Source organism: Pseudaminobacter salicylatoxidans, assembly GCF_003148475.1.
Classification (GTDB): domain Bacteria; phylum Pseudomonadota; class Alphaproteobacteria; order Rhizobiales; family Rhizobiaceae; genus Pseudaminobacter; species Pseudaminobacter salicylatoxidans.
The window spans coordinates 356,794-376,424 of sequence record NZ_QGGG01000002.1 but is presented as its reverse complement, the minus strand read 5'-3'; the positions used below and the strand labels follow the sequence as shown (position 1 = coordinate 376,424).

18 protein-coding genes are annotated in these 19,631 nt (G+C 62.8%); 11 read left to right on the top strand and 7 right to left on the bottom strand.

From position 1 onward, the window contains the following. Positions 1 to 94: 94 nt before the first annotated feature. The 3 genes from tyrS to C7441_RS04465 form a co-directional block, all read right to left on the bottom strand. The gene (gene tyrS / locus C7441_RS04475) at positions 95 to 1,348 is read right to left on the bottom strand and encodes a tyrosine--tRNA ligase (protein WP_109611851.1); all 1,254 of its coding nucleotides are present in this window, start codon (positions 1,346 to 1,348) and stop codon (positions 95 to 97) included. 179 nt (positions 1,349 to 1,527) lie between these two features. Further along, positions 1,528 to 2,184 (bottom strand): FMN-binding negative transcriptional regulator, encoded by a 657-nt coding sequence (locus tag C7441_RS04470; RefSeq protein WP_109611850.1) that lies wholly within the window; start codon positions 2,182 to 2,184, stop codon positions 1,528 to 1,530. 20 nt (positions 2,185 to 2,204) lie between these two features. Continuing rightward, positions 2,205 to 2,879, bottom strand: a complete 675-nt coding sequence (locus C7441_RS04465) for an alpha/beta hydrolase (RefSeq protein WP_019173110.1) — start codon at positions 2,877 to 2,879, stop codon at positions 2,205 to 2,207. A gap of 230 nt (positions 2,880 to 3,109) precedes the next feature. Here C7441_RS04465 and C7441_RS04460 point away from each other — a divergent pair, with 230 nt between their 5' ends. From C7441_RS04460 to sufA, 7 genes are all read left to right on the top strand, one after another. Next, positions 3,110 to 4,273: a cysteine desulfurase family protein gene (locus tag C7441_RS04460; RefSeq protein ID WP_109611849.1), complete on the top strand. Its 1,164-nt coding sequence runs from the start codon at positions 3,110 to 3,112 to the stop codon at positions 4,271 to 4,273. Positions 4,274 to 4,445: 172 nt separating this feature from the next. Next, complete coding sequence (gene sufB / locus C7441_RS04455; protein WP_109611848.1) at positions 4,446 to 5,957, top strand: Fe-S cluster assembly protein SufB; 1,512 nt, start codon at positions 4,446 to 4,448, stop codon at positions 5,955 to 5,957. Between the two features lie 30 nt (positions 5,958 to 5,987). Beyond that, positions 5,988 to 6,743, top strand: coding sequence for a Fe-S cluster assembly ATPase SufC (sufC, locus tag C7441_RS04450; RefSeq protein ID WP_019173106.1), 756 nt, complete (start codon positions 5,988 to 5,990; stop codon positions 6,741 to 6,743). A gap of 9 nt (positions 6,744 to 6,752) precedes the next feature. Further along, positions 6,753 to 8,024: a Fe-S cluster assembly protein SufD gene (gene sufD / locus C7441_RS04445; protein WP_109611847.1), complete on the top strand. Its 1,272-nt coding sequence runs from the start codon at positions 6,753 to 6,755 to the stop codon at positions 8,022 to 8,024. A 3-nt stretch (positions 8,025 to 8,027) separates the two neighbouring features. Next, positions 8,028 to 9,272, top strand: a complete 1,245-nt coding sequence (locus C7441_RS04440; protein ID WP_109611846.1) for a cysteine desulfurase — start codon at positions 8,028 to 8,030, stop codon at positions 9,270 to 9,272. A gap of 5 nt (positions 9,273 to 9,277) precedes the next feature. Beyond that, complete coding sequence (locus tag C7441_RS04435; RefSeq protein ID WP_109611845.1) at positions 9,278 to 9,676, top strand: SUF system Fe-S cluster assembly protein; 399 nt, start codon at positions 9,278 to 9,280, stop codon at positions 9,674 to 9,676. Between the two features lie 110 nt (positions 9,677 to 9,786). After that, complete coding sequence (gene sufA / locus C7441_RS04430) at positions 9,787 to 10,173, top strand: Fe-S cluster assembly scaffold SufA (RefSeq protein WP_019173102.1); 387 nt, start codon at positions 9,787 to 9,789, stop codon at positions 10,171 to 10,173. A 15-nt stretch (positions 10,174 to 10,188) separates the two neighbouring features. Here sufA and C7441_RS04425 read toward each other — a convergent pair whose 3' ends face one another. Beyond that, on the bottom strand, positions 10,189 to 10,686 hold the full coding sequence (locus tag C7441_RS04425; RefSeq protein ID WP_019173101.1) for a GFA family protein: 498 nt from the start codon (positions 10,684 to 10,686) through the stop codon (positions 10,189 to 10,191). A 110-nt stretch (positions 10,687 to 10,796) separates the two neighbouring features. Between C7441_RS04425 and C7441_RS04420 the strand changes: the two genes are divergently transcribed. Then, a complete protein-coding gene (locus C7441_RS04420; RefSeq protein ID WP_109611844.1) occupies positions 10,797 to 11,120 on the top strand; it encodes a TfoX/Sxy family protein in 324 nt (107 codons plus the stop codon). Positions 11,121 to 11,181: 61 nt separating this feature from the next. Here the strand turns inward: C7441_RS04420 and C7441_RS04415 are convergent, their stop codons facing one another. Further along, positions 11,182 to 12,099, bottom strand: a complete 918-nt coding sequence (locus tag C7441_RS04415; protein WP_109611843.1) for a pseudouridine-5'-phosphate glycosidase — start codon at positions 12,097 to 12,099, stop codon at positions 11,182 to 11,184. Beyond that, on the bottom strand, positions 12,096 to 13,061 hold the full coding sequence (locus tag C7441_RS04410; protein ID WP_109611931.1) for a carbohydrate kinase family protein: 966 nt from the start codon (positions 13,059 to 13,061) through the stop codon (positions 12,096 to 12,098). The genes C7441_RS04415 and C7441_RS04410 overlap by 4 nt, the downstream gene beginning before the upstream one ends. A gap of 283 nt (positions 13,062 to 13,344) precedes the next feature. Between C7441_RS04410 and recA the strand changes: the two genes are divergently transcribed. Both recA and alaS read left to right on the top strand, forming a co-directional pair. Then, a complete protein-coding gene (gene recA / locus C7441_RS04405) occupies positions 13,345 to 14,427 on the top strand; it encodes a recombinase RecA (RefSeq protein ID WP_026060584.1) in 1,083 nt (360 codons plus the stop codon). A gap of 183 nt (positions 14,428 to 14,610) precedes the next feature. Beyond that, a complete protein-coding gene (alaS, locus tag C7441_RS04400) occupies positions 14,611 to 17,274 on the top strand; it encodes an alanine--tRNA ligase (protein ID WP_109611930.1) in 2,664 nt (887 codons plus the stop codon). A gap of 106 nt (positions 17,275 to 17,380) precedes the next feature. Here the strand turns inward: alaS and C7441_RS04395 are convergent, their stop codons facing one another. Beyond that, positions 17,381 to 18,595 carry an NADP-dependent isocitrate dehydrogenase gene (locus C7441_RS04395; protein WP_109611842.1) on the bottom strand — a complete coding sequence of 405 codons (1,215 nt, stop codon included), beginning with the start codon at positions 18,593 to 18,595 and terminating at the stop codon, positions 17,381 to 17,383. 183 nt (positions 18,596 to 18,778) lie between these two features. Here C7441_RS04395 and C7441_RS04390 point away from each other — a divergent pair, with 183 nt between their 5' ends. Further along, entirely contained in the window at positions 18,779 to 19,615 is an 837-nt protein-coding gene (locus tag C7441_RS04390) for an RNA methyltransferase (protein ID WP_109611841.1), read from the top strand. Positions 19,616 to 19,631 lie beyond the last annotated feature (16 nt).

Genomic DNA, 19,631 nt, shown 5'->3' with positions numbered 1-19,631 from the left:
ACCCTTGGATCGCGCCGGAGAAATCCGCCGCAAATGAAAAGCCCGCCGGCGCAATGCGTCGGCGGGCTCCTGTGCTTCGCGATCCCGGTTCCGGTCAGGCCGGCCGGACCAGAATGTGCTTCTTCTTGCCAAGCGAGAGTTTTAGCACGCCATCGGCGGTCAGGTCGGCTGTGGTGACCATGCGGCGCTCGTCCGACACGGGCGTATCGTTGAGGCGCACGGCACCACCTTGCACATGGCGGCGGGCCTCGCCGTTGGAGCCTGCAAGACCGGCGGTGACGAACAGCGCCAGCAGGCCGATGCCTGCCTGCAACTCGTCCTGTGCGATCTCGACGGTCGGCAGCGTGTCGGCGAAAGCGCCTTCCTCGAAGGTCTTGCGGGCGGTTTCGGCGGCCTGCTCGGCGGCTTCGCGGCCGTGCAGCATCGCCGTCACCTCGGTGGCCAGCACCTTCTTGGCGTCGTTGATCTCCGAGCCGCCGAGCTTGCCCAGACGGGCGACCTCATCGAGGGGCAGGGCGGTGTAGAGTTTCAGGAAGCGCTCGACATCGGCGTCTTCGGTGTTGCGCCAGTATTGCCAGAAATCATAGGCCGAGAGCATGTCGGCGTTGAGCCACACGGCGCCATTCAGCGACTTGCCCATCTTCGCGCCCGACGCGGTGGTGAGCAGCGGCGAGGTCAGCGCATAGAGCTGCGGCGTGTTCATGCGATGGCCGAGGTCGATGCCGTTGACGATGTTGCCCCACTGGTCCGAGCCGCCCATCTGGAGGCGCACGCCGTAGCGCTTGCTGAGTTCCACGAAGTCGTAGGCCTGCAGGATCATGTAGTTGAATTCGAGGAAGGACAGCGAGTGCTCGCGGTCGAGGCGCAGCTTCACCGAATCGAAGCTCAGCATGCGGTTGACCGAGAAGTGCTGGCCTACATCGCGCAGGAATTCGAGGTAATTGAGCGGCCGCAGCCAGTCGGCATTGTTGACCATCAGCGCATCGCACGGGCCTTCGCCGAAGGTCAGGTAGTTGGAGAAGACCTTCTTGATGCTGTCGATGTTCGACTGGATCGTGTCGGTGGTCATCAGCTTGCGGGCCTCGTCCTTGAAGGACGGGTCGCCGACCATGCCGGTGCCGCCGCCCATCAGGGCGATCGGCCGGTGCCCGGTCTGCTGCATCCAGTAAAGCATCATGATCTGGATGAGGCCGCCCGCATGCAGGCTGGGCGCAGTCGGGTCGAAGCCGATATAGGCCGAAACCGTTTCCGTCGCGAAAAGCTTGTCGAGGCCGGATTCGTCGGACATCTGGTGGACGAAGCCGCGCTCGGAAAGGATGCGCAGGAAGTCGGATTTAAAGGCGGACATATCTTTCTTTTCCCGAGAGAAACCGGGCCTCTCATACGGCGCGGCAAATTTGACTGCTGCCGTTTAGCACCCGGCGGCGCAGAATCACAAGAACGGCAGGCAAAATGACTCAATCGACGCGCTGATCGGCCGCTGATTTGTACGATCCGGATCGCGTTTTGGGTAAAATTCGCGTCGGATTACCCGTTTTGAAGCCCGCCATAGGAGCGCACCAGCCTGGCCATCTCTTCCGCCTGGGGCGAGGGCTCGGTATCGAGCCCGCCGGCGACGCCGGAACGGTCGGCGACAGGGCGATTCTGGCTGACCTTCCACTTGCCGGAGATTTCGGCGATCTCGATTTCGAGGCCGATGATGCCCTTGAGCTGCGACCGGACAAATGTCTCGGGTGCATCCGTCACGGCCCATGGTTCCGCCCGGTCCGCTTCGTGGGCGGTGGTCAGTTCGGACACCTGACCAGCGAGCCAACTGGCGTCGTCGATCACCCGCGCCCGGCCGCGCACCTGCACCATGGCGTAGTTCCAGGTCGGCACCACCTTGCCGGTCTCCCGCTTGGTCTCGTACCAGGAGGGCGTGACATAGGTGTCAACGCCCTGGAAGACGACAAGAACCGGCGCATCCGGGTTTTCAGCGATCTGCCGCCACTGGCCGTTGGCCTTGGCCATATGCGCCCGCAGCCTGCCGTGAGGCGCGGACCCGGCATCCAGTAAAAACGGCACGGGATTGGCCGTGATGCCATCTTCCGTGCCGTTGGAAATGAGCAGGCCGAGCGGGTGCGCGCGGATCAGCGCATGCAGCACGTCCAGCCGGGTTTCCACGAAATGAGGCGGCTGGTACATGGCTGCGTTCCTTTGTCAGATTATCTGAGGCGCTTCGGGCGCGGGTCGGCCAGCTCGCCGGCGAGACGCCGGTCGAGATAGTCGGCGCATTCCTCGATCAGAACTTCGCTGTGATTGGCAAAGAAGTGGTTGGCGCCCGGAATGGTCTTCTGGGTGATGGTGATGCCCTTCTGGGTGTGCAGCTTGTCGACCAGACCCTGCACGTCCTTGGGCGGGGCCACCTTGTCGGCGTCGCCATGGATGATGAGGCCGGAAGACGGGCAGGGCGCCAGGAACGAGAAGTCGTAGGTGTTGGGCTGCGGCGCGACCGAGATAAAACCTTCGATCTCCGGGCGACGCATCAGGAGCTGCATGCCGATCCAGGCGCCGAAGGAATAGCCGGCTACCCAGCAGGATTTCGAATCGGGATGCAGCGCCTGGATCCAGTCGAGGGCGGCCGCGGCGTCCGACAGTTCACCGGTGCCGTGATCGAATTCGCCCTGGCTGCGGCCGATGCCGCGGAAATTGAAGCGCAGGGTGGTGAAATCCCGCTTCTGGAACATATAAAAGAGGTCGTAGACGATCTTGTTGTTCATCGTTCCGCCGAACTGGGGGTGCGGATGCAGGATGATCGCGATCGGCGCGTTCTTCTCTTTCGACGGCTGGTAGCGGCCTTCCAGACGACCCGCCGGACCGGCGAAAATGACCTCAGGCATGAATGACTCCACTTGACTCGCGCAAAACTTGACTGCCAATCGAAACAATTCTCGCCGCTGGTCTTGACGCGCGATATGCGTGTTCTTACAAGCTAGTTTAGAATTGTTCAAAAGTCGGTGGGTCACCACCGCTTTGGCAAAGCGGGTAGATAGGACGTCTGGCCTTGTAATTTCAAGGAAATAACGTTCGAGCCGCCCGAATGTTGACTTAAAGGATCGATCGAGCACGTATGGCCGCCACCCGCGCCTATCTGGATTATAATGCGAGCGCTCCGCTGCTGCCATTGGCGCGTGCGGCGATGCTTGCGGCGCTGGATTCTGCGGCCAATGCCTCGTCCGTCCACAGCGAGGGGCGGGCGGCGCGCCGCATCATCGAAGATGCCCGCCGTAACGTCGCTGCGCTGGTCAATGGCCAGGCCGAACATGTCGTCTTCACCTCGGGCGCGACGGAAGCGGCGACCACGCTGCTGACGCCGGAGTGGCAGATGGGGCGTGCGCGCCTGCGCATGGGCAAGGTCTATGTCAGTGCCGCCGATCATCCTTGCCTGCTGAATGGCGGCCGTTTCGGGGCAGAGCGCACCGCGCATGTCGGCGTGAACGCGGACGGCATCCTCGATCTTGAGGCGCTTGCCGCGATGCTTGCCGCGCATGACAAGGCCGAGGGCCTGCCGCTGGTGGCTATCCATGCGGCCAACAACGAAACCGGCGTTGTCCAGCCGCTCGAAGAGATCGGCAGGATCGTCAAGGAAGCCGGTGGCGTGCTCGTGGCCGATGCGGTTCAGGCCGCTGGCCGGATTCCGCTCGATATTTCGGCCGGTTATATCGATTTCCTGATCCTGTCTTCACACAAGATCGGCGGCCCCCAGGGTGCGGGCGCTTTCGTTGCGTGTTCGGACCTGATGATGCCGAAGCCGTTGGTCGTCGGCGGCGGCCAGGAAAAGGGCTTCAGGGCCGGTACTGAAAACCTTGCCGCGATTGCCGGTTTTGGCGCAGCTGCGGCACAGGCGTTGGAAGCGCTCGCTGGCGTGAACGAGATCTGTGACCTGCGTGACGAGATCGAGGCTTCCGTTCTCTCGCGCGCACCGGATGCGGAAATCTTCGGGCGGCAGGCCGCGCGCCTTGCAAATACGACTTTCTTCGCAATCCCCGGCATCAAGTCGGAAACCGCGCAGATCGCTTTCGACCTCGCCGGCGTTGCGCTGTCGGCAGGTTCGGCCTGCTCTTCGGGCAAGGTCGGCCCCAGCCACGTGCTGAAGGCCATGGGACATGAAAATCCGGAAGGCGCGCTGCGCGTTTCGGTCGGCCTCGCGACCACGCGGGCCGAGGTTCAACAATTCACGGCGGCGCTGTCCAGTTTGCTGGCGCGGCGTGCCGGAAAGCCGCAAGCCGCATAGGCGGCAGGCAATTTGGTCGTCGGACCAAGAAGTCGGTGTATCTCGGGGCGCCTGCGGCGCTTTCAGCGGATGAATTTCCCGGCCGGATACACTATATGGAACTTACGCCGCGCTGCGGTGCCATAGTTTGAAAACTGCCGGACCTTGACTCCGGCGTGGATGGAGAACGCTGATGCCTGCAGTGCAGGAAACGATCGAGCAGGTCCGCAAGATCGATGTGGACCAGTATAAATACGGTTTCGAGACCGAGATTGAGACGGAAAAGGCTCCCAAGGGCCTGAATGAAGACATCATCCGTTTCATTTCCGAAAAGAAGAACGAGCCCGAGTGGATGCTGGAATGGCGCCTTGGCGCATTCCGCCGCTGGCTGACGCTCGAGGAGCCGACCTGGGCGCGCGTCGAATATCCGAAGATCGATTTTCAGGACATTCATTACTACGCGGCACCGAAGAACCAGTCGGGACCGAAGTCGCTGGACGAGGTCGATCCCGAACTGCTCAGGACCTATGAGAAGCTCGGCATTCCGCTGCGCGAGCAGGAGATCCTTGCCGGCGTGCAGAAGCCGGGCGAGTTCGACGAGATCGGCGACAACGTCTACAAGTCCGGCCGCGTGGCGGTGGATGCCGTGTTCGACTCGGTGTCGGTCGTCACCACTTTCAAGGAAGAGCTGGCCAAGGCCGGCGTCATCTTCTGCTCGATTTCGGAAGCCATTCGCGAGCATCCGGAACTGGTGAAGAAGTATCTCGGCACGGTTGTTCCCACGACGGACAATTTCTACGCGACGCTGAATTCGGCGGTGTTCACCGACGGTTCCTTCGTCTACGTGCCCAAGGGCGTTCGCTGCCCGATGGAGCTGTCGACCTATTTCCGCATCAACGAGCGCAACACCGGCCAGTTCGAGCGCACGCTGATCATCGCGGAAGAGGGGGCTTACGTCTCCTATCTGGAGGGCTGTACTGCTCCCCAGCGCGACGAGAACCAGCTTCACGCGGCCGTGGTCGAACTGATCGCGCTGGACGATGCCGAGATCAAATATTCGACGGTGCAGAACTGGTATCCGGGCGATTCCCAGGGCAAGGGCGGCATCTACAACTTCGTCACCAAGCGTGGCGATTGCCGTGGCGCGCGCTCGAAAATCTCCTGGACGCAGGTGGAGACGGGTTCGGCAATCACCTGGAAGTATCCGAGCTGCATCCTGCGCGGCGACGACAGCCAGGGCGAGTTCTACTCGATCGCGGTTTCGAACGGCTACCAGCAGGTCGATTCCGGCACCAAGATGATCCATCTGGGCAAGAACACCAAGAGCCGGATCATCTCCAAGGGCATCGCGGCGGGCTTCTCGCAGAACACCTATCGCGGACAGGTTTCGGCCCACCGCAAGGCCGAGAACGCGCGCAACTTCACCAATTGCGACTCGCTCCTGATCGGCGACCAGTGCGGCGCGCACACCGTGCCCTACATGGAAGCGAAGAACTCGACCGCACAATTCGAGCATGAGGCGACCACCTCGAAGATTTCCGAGGACCAGAAGTTCTACGTCATGCAGCGCGGCATTCCCGAGGAAGAAGCGATTGCGCTTATCGTCAACGGCTTCGTGAAGGAAGTCATCCAGGAGCTGCCGATGGAGTTCGCCGTGGAGGCGCAGAAGCTCATCGGCATCAGCCTCGAAGGATCGGTCGGCTGACCGGATTTTGGAATTCAGGAAGAAGAAAAAATGCTTGAAATCAAGAACCTGCATGCCCGTGTTGCCGAAAGCGGCGTCGAGATCATCCGTGGGCTGAACCTGACGGTTAAAGACGGCGAAGTTGCCGCCATCATGGGCCCGAACGGCTCGGGCAAGTCGACGCTGTCCTATGTGCTGGCCGGCCGCCCGGACTATGAGGTGACCGAGGGCGAGATTCTCTACAATGGCGAGTCGATCCTCGAAATGGACCCGGCCGAGCGTGCCGCCACCGGTGTGTTCCTTGCGTTCCAGTATCCGATGGAGATACCGGGCGTGGCGACCATGGAGTTTCTGAAGGTGGCGATGAACGCCCAGCGCAAGGCGCGCGGCGAGGACCCGCTGTCGATCCCGGATCTGCTGAAACGCGTGAAGCAGGCCGCCGGCGAACTCGACATGGACATGGGCATGCTGAAGCGCCCGCTCAATGTCGGCTTTTCGGGCGGCGAGAAGAAGCGCGCCGAAATCCTGCAGATGAAGCTCCTGGAGCCGAAGCTGTGCGTGCTGGACGAGACCGATTCCGGCCTCGACATCGACGCGCTGAAGATCGTGGCCGATGGCGTCAACCAGCTCCGTTCGCCGGATCGCTCCATCGTGGTCATCACCCACTACCAGCGCCTGCTCGATTATATCGTGCCGGATGCCGTGCACGTGCTCTACAAGGGCCAGGTCATCAAGTCGGGCGACAAGTCGCTCGCCTATGAGCTGGAAGAAAACGGCTATGCCGGGATCATCGAAGAGGCCGCATAGGTGACAGTGATGAACATACACGCAACTCCCCAGCGCACGGCGGCCGAAACGGCTCTGATCGATGCGTTCGGCGAGCGGCTTTCGCTGCTGCCGGGCGATGGCGACGTGATGGTCAAGCGCGACAATGCCATCGAGGCGCTGAAGGTGGGCCTGCCCACCAAGCGCGTCGAGGCGTGGCACTACACCGACCTGCGCCGCCTGCTGTCATCGGTTCCCGCTTATGACGAAACCGCGCGGCCCAGGGCCGTCGCACCTGTGTTCGAGGGCTCGGCGGTATTGCCGATGCTCAACGGCGCCTCGGTGAAGAAGCTGCCCTCGATCGAGGGCGTCACCGTCCAGTCGCTTGCCGACAAGCTTATCGACGGCAGCTTTGCGCCCGCGCTCGATCTGGATCGCGCCGACGATGCGATCGGCGCGGTGAACGTCGCCTTCGTGGTCGATGGCTATTTCGTCGACATCGCCGCCGGAACGCAGCTTGCAGCGCCGCTGGAACTGCAGAATGTGCAGGGCGGCGGCCAGGCGCATGTGCGTTTTCCCGTGCGGGTCGGCACCGGCGCCAAGGCGACACTGGTGGAACGCCAGACCGGCGACGGCGAGAACGCCTTCGTCAGCTCGGTCAGCCAGCTCACGCTCGACGAGGGTGCGGAAGTGCTGTGGGTGATCGTTCAGGATCAGCCCGAAAGCATGACGCAACTTTCCCAGTTCAAGGCCGAGATCGGCAAGGACGCGAAGCTGACGCTGTTCATCATGAACGCCGGCGGCAAGCTGGTCCGCGAGGAGATCCTCGTCAATACCAAGGGCGAAGGGGCGGTCTTCACGCTGCGCGGGGTCAACCTGCTGGCCGCCGACAGCCACACCGACGTAACCATGGTGCTCGACCATTCCGTGCCCAATACCAGCTCGACGGAAGTGATCCGCAATGTCGTGACCGGCAACGCGCATGGCGTTTTCCAGGGCCGCATCAATGTCGCGCAATATGCGCAGAAGACCGATGCGCGCATGGCATGCAACACGCTGCTTCTGTCCGATGACGGCGAGTTCTCGACCAAGCCGGAACTGGAAATCTTCGCCGACGACGTGCAGTGCGGCCATGGCGCCACCGTCACCGAGATCAACCGCAACCATCTCTTCTACCTGATGGCGCGCGGCATCGACGAGAAGACGGCGCGCGGCCTCCTGGTCAAGGCATTCCTGGCCGAGGTCATCGAGGAACTGGAAGACGAGCCCGTGGTCGATGCACTGGAAGTGCTGCTCGACAACTGGTTCCAGACACACGGGTGAGCCATGAACGCACCGGCGAAAATCGTTGAGGGTTATGACGTCGAGGCGATCCGCCGCGACTTTCCCATCCTTTCGCGAGAGGTTTACGGCAAACCCCTGGTTTACCTCGACAATGGCGCTTCGGCCCAGAAGCCGCAGGCCATGCTGGATGCGGTGAACCATGCCTATGCCAACGAATACGCCAATGTGCATCGCGGCCTGCACTTCCTCTCCAACGCCGCGACCGACGCCTATGAGAAGGCGCGCGAAACCGTTCGGCGTTTCCTGAATGCGGGCAGCGTTGACGAGATCGTCTTCACCCGCTCGGCGACCGAGGCGATCAACACGGTCGCCTACGGTTTCGGCATGCCCAATATCGGCGAGGGCGACGAGATCGTGCTGTCGATCATGGAGCATCACTCCAACATCGTGCCCTGGCATTTCATTCGCGAGCGTCAGGGCGCGAAGCTGGTCTGGGTGCCGGTGGACGATCAGGGCGCCTTCCAGATCGAGGAATTCGAAAAGCGCCTGACAGACCGCACGAAGCTGGTCGCCATCACGCATATGTCGAACGTGCTGGGCACCGTCACGCCGATCAAGGAGATCGTGAAGATCGCCCATGCGCGCGGCATTCCGGTGCTGGTGGATGGCAGCCAGGGCGCGGTTCACCTGCCGGTGGACGTGCGCGACCTCGATTGCGATTTCTATGTTCTCACCGGCCACAAGGTCTATGGGCCGAGCGGCATCGGCGCGCTTTACGGCAAGCGCGAGATGCTGGAGCGCATGCGCCCCTTCCAGGGCGGCGGCGAGATGATCGAGGAGGTGACGGAAGATTTCGTCACCTACAACGAGCCTCCGCACCGCTTCGAGGCCGGCACGCCGCCCATCGTGCAGGCAATCGGGCTCGGCGCGTCGCTGGAATATGTGGAAAAGATCGGCCGTGAGGCGATTGCCGCGCATGAAGCCGATCTCAAGACCTATGCGCATGAGCGCCTGCGCGCCATCAATTCGCTGCGCATCATCGGTGATGCGCCGGGCAAGGGCGCAATCGTGTCGTTCGAGCTTGAGGGCATCCATGCGCACGACGTTTCGATGGTGATCGATCGTCAGGGCGTTGCCGTGCGGGCCGGCACGCATTGCGCGCAGCCGCTGTTGAAACGCTTCGGCGTAACCTCCACATGCAGGGCATCGTTCGGTATGTACAATACCATGGCCGAAGTGGATGCATTGGCCGAGGCGCTTGAAAAAGCGCGCAAATTCTTCGGGTGACCGCGATGGAAGACGCAAGCGCAGCAGCAATCGAAACGAGCCCGGCCGACGGGCAGGACGGCAACGCAGCACAGGTTTCCGCGATTCCCGCGGAAGAGCTTGTGCGGCTGACCGACGACATCATTTCGGCGCTGAAGACCGTTTACGATCCGGAAATCCCCGCCGACATCTACGAACTCGGCCTCATCTACAAGATCGACATCGAGGACGACCGCTCGGTGAAGATCGACATGACGCTGACCGCGCCCGGTTGCCCGGTGGCCGGCGAGATGCCCGGCTGGGTGCAGAACGCCGTCGGCGCGGTGGAAGGCGTTTCGGATGTCGAGGTCAGCATGGTCTTCGATCCGCCGTGGACGCCGGACCGCATGTCGGAGGAAGCGCAGATCGCGGTCGGCTGGTACTGACCGGACGTGGCGCGCCATCAGGCATGGGGCTTGAACGAAACCGGTTTCTTCGCCATCCTGAGCATATCGATCCGGCGGGCCTTGAACCCGCCCGGCATGGAGACTGAAATATGGGACGCTTTGCCGTCATCAACATGACCGAGCGGGCCGCCGCCCGCGTCAATGAGATCGTTGCCTCGCGCGACAATGCCAGGGGCATTCGCCTGGGCATCAAGAAGGGCGGCTGCGCGGGCATGGAATACACGATCGACCTCGTGACCGAGCCTAACCCGGGGGACGACCATATCGAGCGCGATGGCGCGCATGTCTATGTCGCGCCGGAAGCAGCCCTTTTCCTGCTCGGCACCGAGATGGATTTCGAGGTGACGACGCTGCGTACCGGCTTCACTTTCACCAATCCGAACCAGAGTTCGGCCTGCGGCTGCGGTGAATCGGTCGAACTGAAGCCCGCCGACCTGAAACAGCTTGCCGAAGCCCGCGCCACCGACGCGGCCTGAGCGCTTTCCATGGCCTCATTCCACCCATAGCCGCAGGCGCTTGTGCCAGTCGGCAATCGATTCGTGCGGGTAGAGGTCGAAGGTCAGGTCCCCCGGCCTGATGTCCGGCTCCACCCAGGACGCCTTGTATTTCAGCATCAGGTGGACGCGCTGCGGCGCCTTGGGCAGTTCGCTGTCAATAGCCGAGGCGAAGGGATGCACCAGTTCCGGCCAGGTCGGATCGTGGAGCCAAAGTGCTGCGCCGCATTCGCGGCAGAAGCGGCGCTCGCCACTGGAAACTTCCGGTGTCGGCCGTTCCTCGTCGCAAATGGTCGCGCGATAAAGGCCGAGATGCTTTTCGCCCGTCACTTTCAGCGTTTGTGAAATCCCCGCGAGGTTGATCGTATAGCCTCCGCCGCCCTGCTGCTTTCGGCATATCGAGCAGTAGCAATACTGGTAGGGCACGGGCGTGTGGCTCCGCACCTCGAAATGAACGGCTCCACAACTGCATGATCCCTTGAGCAACATCGGCATCGGTGCTTTCCTCTTCGCAACGGTTGGCCTTGCAAGGATTTAGAGCATGATCCTGGAAAGTCCGGGGCCATCCTTGGAAGGGTCATGCTCAAGCAAATGGATAAAGCGCGATGACGGAAGCCGATATTGCCGATCTCTTCGCCGGTCTCGGCCCCATCAGCGTGCGCCGGCTGTTCGGCGGCAAGGGCATCTATTTCAACGGCATCATCTTCGCCATCGAGATCCGTGGCGAGTTGATGCTCAAGGCCGATGCCGAAAGCGCCCCCGATTTCGCGGCGGCCGGGTGTACGCAATGGACCTATGTCGGATCACGCCACGGCAAGGAGGTGGCGATGCCCTATTGGACGGTTCCGGAAAGCGCCATCGATGACCCTGATGAAATGACGATCTGGGCTCGCAAGGCCTATGAGGCCGGCCTGCGCGGAGAAAAATAGCGGAATTTCGTGGCCTGCTGCCCGGCTTTTTCAAAGCCGGGCAGCAGGTTGCGATCGCGTCTTAAAGCGCCTTGGCGATCTTGGCGGCGAGGCGCGCGTTGTTTTCCACGAGCGCGATGTTGGTCTTGAGGCTCGCGCCGTCGGTCAGTTCGAGGATGCGGGCGAGCAGGAAGGGCGTGACCTCCTTGCCCGAAATGCCCTGCGCTTCGGCATCGCGCTGCGCGGCGGCGATATAGCCGGCCATGGTCTCGACCGGGATTTCGTCGGCTGCCGGCACCGGGTTAGCCACCAGCATGCCGCCACCGAACCCAAGCGCCTGGCGCGTGCGGAAGAAATCGGCAATGTCGTCGGCCGCATCGAGGCGAAGCGGGGCGGCATAAGGCGAGACGCGCGACCAGAAGGCGGGCACGACGTCCGAACCGAAGGCGACGACCGGCACGCCGCGCGTTTCCAGCACTTCCAGCGTCTTCTCGATGTCGAGAATGGCCTTGGCCCCGGCCGAGACAACGACCACCGGCGTGTGGGCGAGTTCGTCGAGATCGGCGGAGATATCAAAGCTCTTTTCCGCGCCCTTGTGGACGCCGCCAATGCCGCCGGTGGCGAAGACGCGGATGCCGGCCAGATGTGCCGCGATCATCGTACCCGCAACGGTGGTGCCGCCGGTGCGGCCCTGCGCCACGGCAAAGGCGAGGTCGGCGCGCGAAAGCTTCATGGTGCCGGTGGTCTTGGCCAATGCCTCGCGCTCGGCATCGGAAAGGCCGATCTTCAACCGGCCGTCGATGACGGCGATGGTGGCCGGAACCGCGCCTTCGTTGCGGATGATCTTTTCCACATTGGCGGCCATTTCGCTGTTTTGCGGATAGGGCATGCCGTGGGTGATGATGGTGCTTTCCAGCGCCACCACCGGCTTGCCGGAAGCGAGCGCCTCGGCGACCGGCGCGTGGATGTCGATGAAGGGACGGGCGGTTTCTGGCGTCATGTGATGTCTCCGGTTTGGGCGCCTTCATGCAGTTCCCTGGCCTCCGGCACAAGGGACAGCACTGCGGCAAATTCCTTCGCCGACAAATCCGGCACGGATTTGTCGCTTTCCACTGCCAACACGGCGGCTGCAACGCCTTCGCGCAACGCCTCGCGCAGCGGCAGGCCGCGCAGCATGGCAACCGTGGCGGCCCCGGCCAGCGCATCGCCCGCGCCGGTCACGTCCACCACCTTGCGCGCCGCTGGCGGCGTGATGGAAAACAGCTCGTCGCCGTCGAAGCCGATGACCGAGCTTTCGCCGGCGGTGACGACACCCCGCGCGAGGCCGCGCCGGCGCAGCACCTGAATAGCGGTCGCAATGTCGGTGTCGTCGGTTTCGGCCAGCGCGCGGATTTCGCGGCGGTTCATGAACAGGCAGGCGAGGCCGGGGAACAGGCCGTTCAGGCGCACCACTTTGGCCGGCGAGACAGCGATGACAAAGACCGGCTTGCCCGAGACAAGGTCGATCAGGTCGCGCAGGGCATCGGCAGGCAGGTTGCAGTCGCACAATATCGCTTCCGCGCCGGCAACCGCCTCGCGGATTTTCGCGCGGCGCATCTGCCTGGGAAACGCCATCTCATAGAGCGTCATGTCGGCAAAGCCGGTGATGACGTCCCCGTCGCGATCGAGGATTGCCGTGTAGCTCGGCGTGGTGCGGTCGAGAAACACCGCCGAAAGGTCGGTGATGCCTTCCTCGGCGATGGCGCGCGCCACCATGTCGCCGGCCGCATCGCCGCCGCGCACCGACATCAGGGAGGCTTTCGCGCCACGGCGCACGGTGTTGCGCAGCGCATTGAAGACGCCGCCGCCGACATCCTCGCGCATGGTGCCGGGGTTCGATGCGCCGGGAACATAGACGCCGCTGACCTGGCCGCGCCGATCCACATGCGCGCCGCCGAACGCCAGAATTCCGGGAGATTTCATGCCTGTGTCCTGTCCAAACGAACCGTCGCGGACATTATGGCCTTGCCGCGCGCCGGGCAATGCGTTCCGGCGAATCGCACATTTCGCGAGCCAGGGTCGCCGCACACGCGCACAACTGCGTGAACGCAAAAGGCAATTGTCGCGTACAAAAATGGAACAAATTTGGAATTCCATTTTTCTTCAATATGTTAAGTCCTATTGCAAAAAGAGAACAAAAGAGGTACAAGCAATATAAAGAAGGGGGAACTTCCAGCCTTCATTGACGCCCAAGGGGTAATGTATCATGGCTCAGAATTCGTTGCGGCTTGTTGAGGACAATTCGGTGGACAAATCAAAAGCTCTGGATGCTGCGCTGTCGCAAATCGAGCGCGCTTTCGGCAAGGGCTCGATCATGCGCCTCGGCGCGAATGAGAAGATCGTAGAGATCGAAACGGTTCCGACCGGCTCGCTCGGGCTCGACATCGCGCTCGGCGTCGGTGGCCTGCCGCGTGGCCGCATCATCGAGATTTACGGCCCGGAAAGCTCGGGCAAGACCACGCTGGCGCTGCACACCGTGGCGGAAGCGCAGAAGAAGGGCGGCATTTGCGCCTTCGTGGACGCCGAACATGCGCTCGACCCCGTCTATGCCCGCAAGCTGGGCGTCGATCTGGAAAACCTGCTGATCTCGCAGCCCGACACGGGCGAGCAGGCGCTGGAAATCTGCGACACACTGGTGCGCTCGGGCGCCATCGACGTGCTGGTGGTCGACTCGGTCGCCGCGTTGACGCCGCGCGCCGAAATCGAGGGCGAGATGGGCGATTCGCTGCCCGGCCTGCAAGCCCGCCTGATGAGCCAGGCGCTGCGCAAGCTCACCGCGACCATTTCGCGCTCCAACACCATGGTCATCTTCATCAACCAGATCCGCATGAAGATCGGCGTGATGTTCGGCTCGCCCGAGACGACCACGGGTGGCAATGCGCTGAAATTCTACGCCTCGGTGCGCCTCGACATCCGCCGCATCGGCTCGGTCAAGGACCGCGACGAGGTCGTCGGCAACCAGACCCGCGTGAAGGTCGTGAAGAACAAGCTTGCACCGCCCTTCAAGCAGGTGGAGTTCGACATCATGTATGGCGAGGGCGTGTCCAAGACCGGTGAACTGATCGACCTGGGCGTCAAGGCCGGCGTGGTCGAGAAGTCGGGCGCGTGGTTCTCCTACAATTCGCAGCGGCTCGGCCAGGGGCGTGAGAACGCCAAGACGTTCCTGCGCGACAATCCCGACACGGCGCGCGAGATCGAGATGGCGCTGCGCCAGAATGCCGGCCTGATTGCCGAAAAGATGCTCGATGAGGGCAGGGAAGACGATTTCGACGAGGCTGGTGAAGCCTGACCCTATTTGCAGGTTCTGAAATTCGGCAGGCCGTCGGTAATTGTTCCGGCGGCCTGTTTTCATTGTGCGGGCGTCTGGAAATCGACGGCTTCCGGCATTCTGGACAGCGTAGAATGCCGGGGCTAAAAGGCCATGTTCATTTTCCGCCTGCGGCATGGCGGAATTTCTCGCAAAGGCAGTTACATGAGCGGCGTAAACGAAATCCGGTCGACCTTTCTCGACTATTTCCGCAAGAATGGCCATGAGGCGGTGCCGTCGAGCCCGCTCGTGCCGCGCAACGATCCGACCCTCATGTTCGTCAATGCAGGCATGGTGCAGTTCAAGAACGTGTTCACCGGGCTCGAGACGCGCAATTATTCGCGCGCCGCGACCGCGCAGAAATGCGTGCGCGCCGGGGGCAAGCACAACGACCTTGATAATGTCGGCTACACCGCGCGCCACCACACCTTCTTCGAGATGCTCGGCAATTTCTCCTTCGGCGATTATTTCAAGGAGAACGCCATAGAGTTTGCCTGGAACCTGATCACCAGGGAATTCGGTATCGATCGCGAAAAGCTGCTGGTTACCGTCTATCACACCGATGACGAGGCGGCCGGTTTCTGGAAGAAGATCGCCGGCCTGCCCGATCAGAAGATCATCCGCATCGCCACCAGCGACAATTTCTGGGCGATGGGCGATACCGGCCCCTGCGGGCCGTGCTCGGAGATTTTCTACGACCATGGTGAAGGCATCCCCGGTGGCCCTCCCGGCAGCCCCGACGAAGATGGCGACCGCTTCATCGAGATCTGGAACCTCGTCTTCATGCAGTTCGAGCAGTTGACGAAGGACGAACGCGTCGCGCTGCCGCGCCCGTCGATCGATACCGGCATGGGGTTGGAGCGCATCGCCGCCGTGCTGCAGGGCAAGCACGACAACTACGACATCGATCTGTTCCAGGCGCTGATCCGCGCTTCGGAAGAGGCGACCGGCGTCAAGGCCGAGGGCAAGAACCGCGCCAGCCACCGCGTGATTGCCGACCATCTGCGCGCGTCGAGCTTCCTGATCGCCGATGGTGTGCTGCCGTCGAACGAAGGCCGCGGCTATGTGCTGCGCCGTATCATGCGCCGCGCCATGCGCCATGCGCAGCTTCTCGGCGCGTCGGAGCCGCTGATGTGGCGGCTGGTGCCGGCGCTGGTGCGCGAGATGGGGCAGGCCTATCCCGAACTGGTGCGCGGCCAGCCGCTGATCACCGAGACGCTGAAGCTTGAGGAGACCCGTTTCCGCAAGACGCTGGCGCGCGGCCTCAACCTGCTGTCGGACGCGACCGATACGCTTGGCACCGGCGACCGTCTCGACGGCGAGACCGCCTTCAAGCTCTATGACACCTACGGCTTCCCGCTCGATCTGACGCAGGATGCGCTGCGCCAGCGTGGTATTTCCGTCGATACCGACGGCTTCAATGCGGCGATGGAGCGGCAGAAGGCTGAAGCGCGCGCCAACTGGACGGGTTCGGGTGAGGCGGCGACCGAAGCGGTCTGGTTCTCAGTCAAGGACAAGGTCGGCGCGACCGAATTCCTCGGCTACGAAACCGAGCAGGCCGAAGGAGTGGTGGCCGCGCTGGTCAAGGGGGGCGAGCAGATCGACGCCGTTCAGGCCGGCGACATGGTCGATATCGTGGTCAATCAGACGCCGTTCTATGGCGAGTCCGGCGGCCAGGTCGGCGATACCGGCACCATGACCGGCGAGGACTTTGCCATCGAGATCACCGATACGCAGAAAAAAGGTGACGGCCTGCTCGTCCACTCCGGCAAGGTGGTCAAGGGCAGCGTCAACACCGGCGCGGCCGTGGAAATGAAGGTCGACCATGAGCGTCGGACCAGGCTGCGTTCCAACCATTCGGCTACGCACCTCGTCCATGAGGCGCTGCGCGAGGTTCTGGGTACGCATGTCGCGCAGAAGGGGTCGCTTGTTGCGCCGGAGCGCCTGCGTTTCGACTTCTCGCATCCCAAGCCGATTTCGGCCGAGGAACTTGAGCGCGTCGAGACCATGGCCAACGAGATCGTGACGCAGAACAGCCCGGTCGTCACCCGGCTGATGGCGGTGGACGATGCCATTGCCGAGGGCGCGATGGCGCTGTTCGGCGAAAAATATGGCGACGAGGTGCGCGTCGTGTCGATGGGCACGGGCCTGCATGGCGACAAGGCCGGCAAGTCTTATTCGACTGAACTGTGCGGCGGCACCCATGTCGGCGCCACGGGCGACATCGGCCTGGTGCGTCTGGTGTCGGAAGGCGCGGTGGCGTCGGGCGTGCGCCGCATCGAGGCGCTGACCGGCGAGGCAGCGCGCCGTCACCTCGACGAGCAGGACCGCCGCCTGAAGGCGATCGCGTCCGCGCTCAAAGTATCTCCGGCCGATGCGCTGTCGCGCGTCGAGGCGCTGGTCGAGGAGCGTCGCAAGCTCGAGCGCGAATTGACCGACGCCCGAAAGAAGCTGGCGTTGGGCGGCGGTTCGGCCGGCAATGGCGCTGCTGCCGGAAACGAGACGGTGGCCGGCGTCGGCTTCATGGGCCGCGTGGTTTCCGGCGTGTCGCCCAGGGACCTCAAGCCGCTGGCCGACGAGGGCAAGAAGTCGCTCGGCTCGGGCATCGTGGTGTTCGTCGGCGCGGCCGACGACGGCAAGGCCAGCGTGGTCGTCGGCGTCACCGACGATCTCACCCCGCGCTTCAGCGCCGTCGATCTGGTGCGCGTCGCTTCCGCCGCGCTCGGCGGGCAGGGCGGTGGCGGCCGGCCCGACATGGCGCAGGCCGGTGGTCCCGACGCGACCAGGGCCCAGGCCGCAATCGATGCCGTGAAGACCGCGCTCCGGTAGGCGCGGCCAATCCTTCGGCTCCGGGCCAGGTGCTTCGAGCCTTGTAAATGCGGATAAAAAAAGCCCCGGATCGCTCCGGGGCTTTTTTTCGTTCAGGCTGTCACGCTTATGCGGACATTGCGATGCGCAGGTTCTCGTCGATCTTGTCGAGGAAACCGGTGGTCGAGAGCCAGGGCTGGTCAGGGCCGATCAGCAGCGACAGGTCCTTGGTCATGAAGCCGGCTTCCACGGTCTGCACGCAGACATGCTCCAGCGTGTCGGCGAACTTCTTCAGCTCGGCATTGTTGTCGAGCTTGGCGCGGTGAGCGAGGCCACGCGTCCAGGCGAAGATCGAGGCGATGGAGTTGGTCGAGGTTTCCTCGCCCTTCTGGTGCTGGCGGTAGTGGCGGGTAACGGTGCCGTGCGCGGCCTCCGCCTCGACGGTCTTGCCATCCGGCGTCATCAGCACCGAGGTCATCAGGCCGAGCGAGCCAAAACCCTGTGCAACGGTGTCGGACTGCACGTCGCCGTCGTAGTTCTTGCAGGCCCAGACATAGCCGCCCGACCACTTCAGGCTGGAGGCGACCATGTCGTCGATCAGGCGGTGTTCGTACCAGATCTTCTTTTCCTTGAACTGGGCCTCGAACTCCTGCTCGTAGACTTCCTGGAACAGATCCTTGAAGCGGCCGTCATAGGCCTTCAGGATGGTGTTCTTGGTCGACAGGTAGACCGGATAGCCGCGCAGCAGGCCGTAGTTCAGCGAGGCGCGGGCGAAATCACGGATCGAATCGTCGAGATTGTACATGGCCATGGCCACGCCCGAACCCGGCGCGTCGAACACTTCGTGTTCGATCACCTGGCCGTCCTCGCCGACGAACCTGATGGTCAGCTTGCCCTTGCCGGGGAACTTGAAATCGGTGGCGCGGTACTGGTCGCCGAAGGCATGACGGCCGACGATGATGGGCTTGGTCCAGCCCGGCACCAGACGCGGCACGTTCTTGCAGATGATGGGTTCGCGGAAGATCACGCCGCCCAGAATGTTGCGGATGGTGCCGTTGGGCGATTTCCACATCTTCTTGAGGCCGAATTCCTCGACGCGGCCCTCATCGGGGGTGATGGTGGCACATTTGACGCCGACGCCATACTGCTTGATCGCGTTGGCTGCGTCGATCGTGACCTGGTCGTCGGTGGCATCGCGGTTCTCGACGCTGAGGTCATAGTATTTCAGGTCGATATCCAGGTAGGGGTGGATCAGCTTTTCCTTGATGAACTGCCAGATGATGCGGGTCATCTCGTCGCCGTCGAGTTCGACGACAGGATTGTCCACCTTGATTTTTGTCATGGAAATGCCTCGTTCTGAGAGCGGAACGTAATTGTTCCAAAGGTTTTGCAAAGGGAGCCAGCGCCCCTATAGCAAAGCGGTGTGTGCGGCGCAAACGCTACCAACGCAGCAGGCGAACGGGCAGTTTCGTTTCGCTGCGACTTGTGCCAGACAGGGCGCCTTCAACCAGCTCAGACAGGAAAAATGGCAGGCACGGATCGCGAGAAGCAACTGATCGCCGAAGGACCGGCGATCATACTGGTCGAGCCCCAGCTCGGCGAAAATATCGGCATGGTGGCGCGCGCCATGGCCAATTTCGGACTTTCGGAATTGCGCCTGGTCAATCCGCGCGACGGCTGGCCGAGCGAGAAGGCGCGAGCCGCCGCCAGCAAGGCCGACCACGTCATCGATGGCGTGGTGGTGTTCGACACGCTGGAAGACGCGGTGGCCGACCTCAACTTCCTCTACGCGACCACGGCGCGCGAGCGCGACGGCTTCAAGCCGGTGCGCGGCCCGGAGGCGGCGAACCGGACGCTGCGCGCGCGTCATGCTGCGGGCGAGCGCACCGGCATATTGTTCGGGCGCGAGCGCTTTGGCCTCTCGAACGAGGAGGTCGCGCTCGCCGACGAGATCGTGACCTTCCCGGTCAATCCGGCCTTTGCCTCGCTCAATATCGCGCAGGCCGTACTGCTGATGTCCTATGAGTGGATGAAAACGGGCTTCGAGGCCGAGCAGACGCCTTTTGCCGGGCCAGAGCTGATGCCCGCTAGCAAGGAGCACCTGAACGGCATGATCGGCCATCTGGAAGCCGCGCTCGATGCGCGCGGCTATTTCCGCCCGGCCGCGAAAAAGCCGAAGATGCTCGACAATCTGCGCGCTGTGCTGACCCGGCCTGCCTTCACGCAGGAGGAGATCAAGCTGTTGCGGGGCGTCATTTCCTCGCTCGATTATTTCTCGCCCAAGACGCCGCGCGGCGCCGGCTACCCGGAAAGGAAAGCGAAAGCAGATCGTGATACGCATGGGGACGCAGACGACACGTGACAGGCGAGGGGCGCTG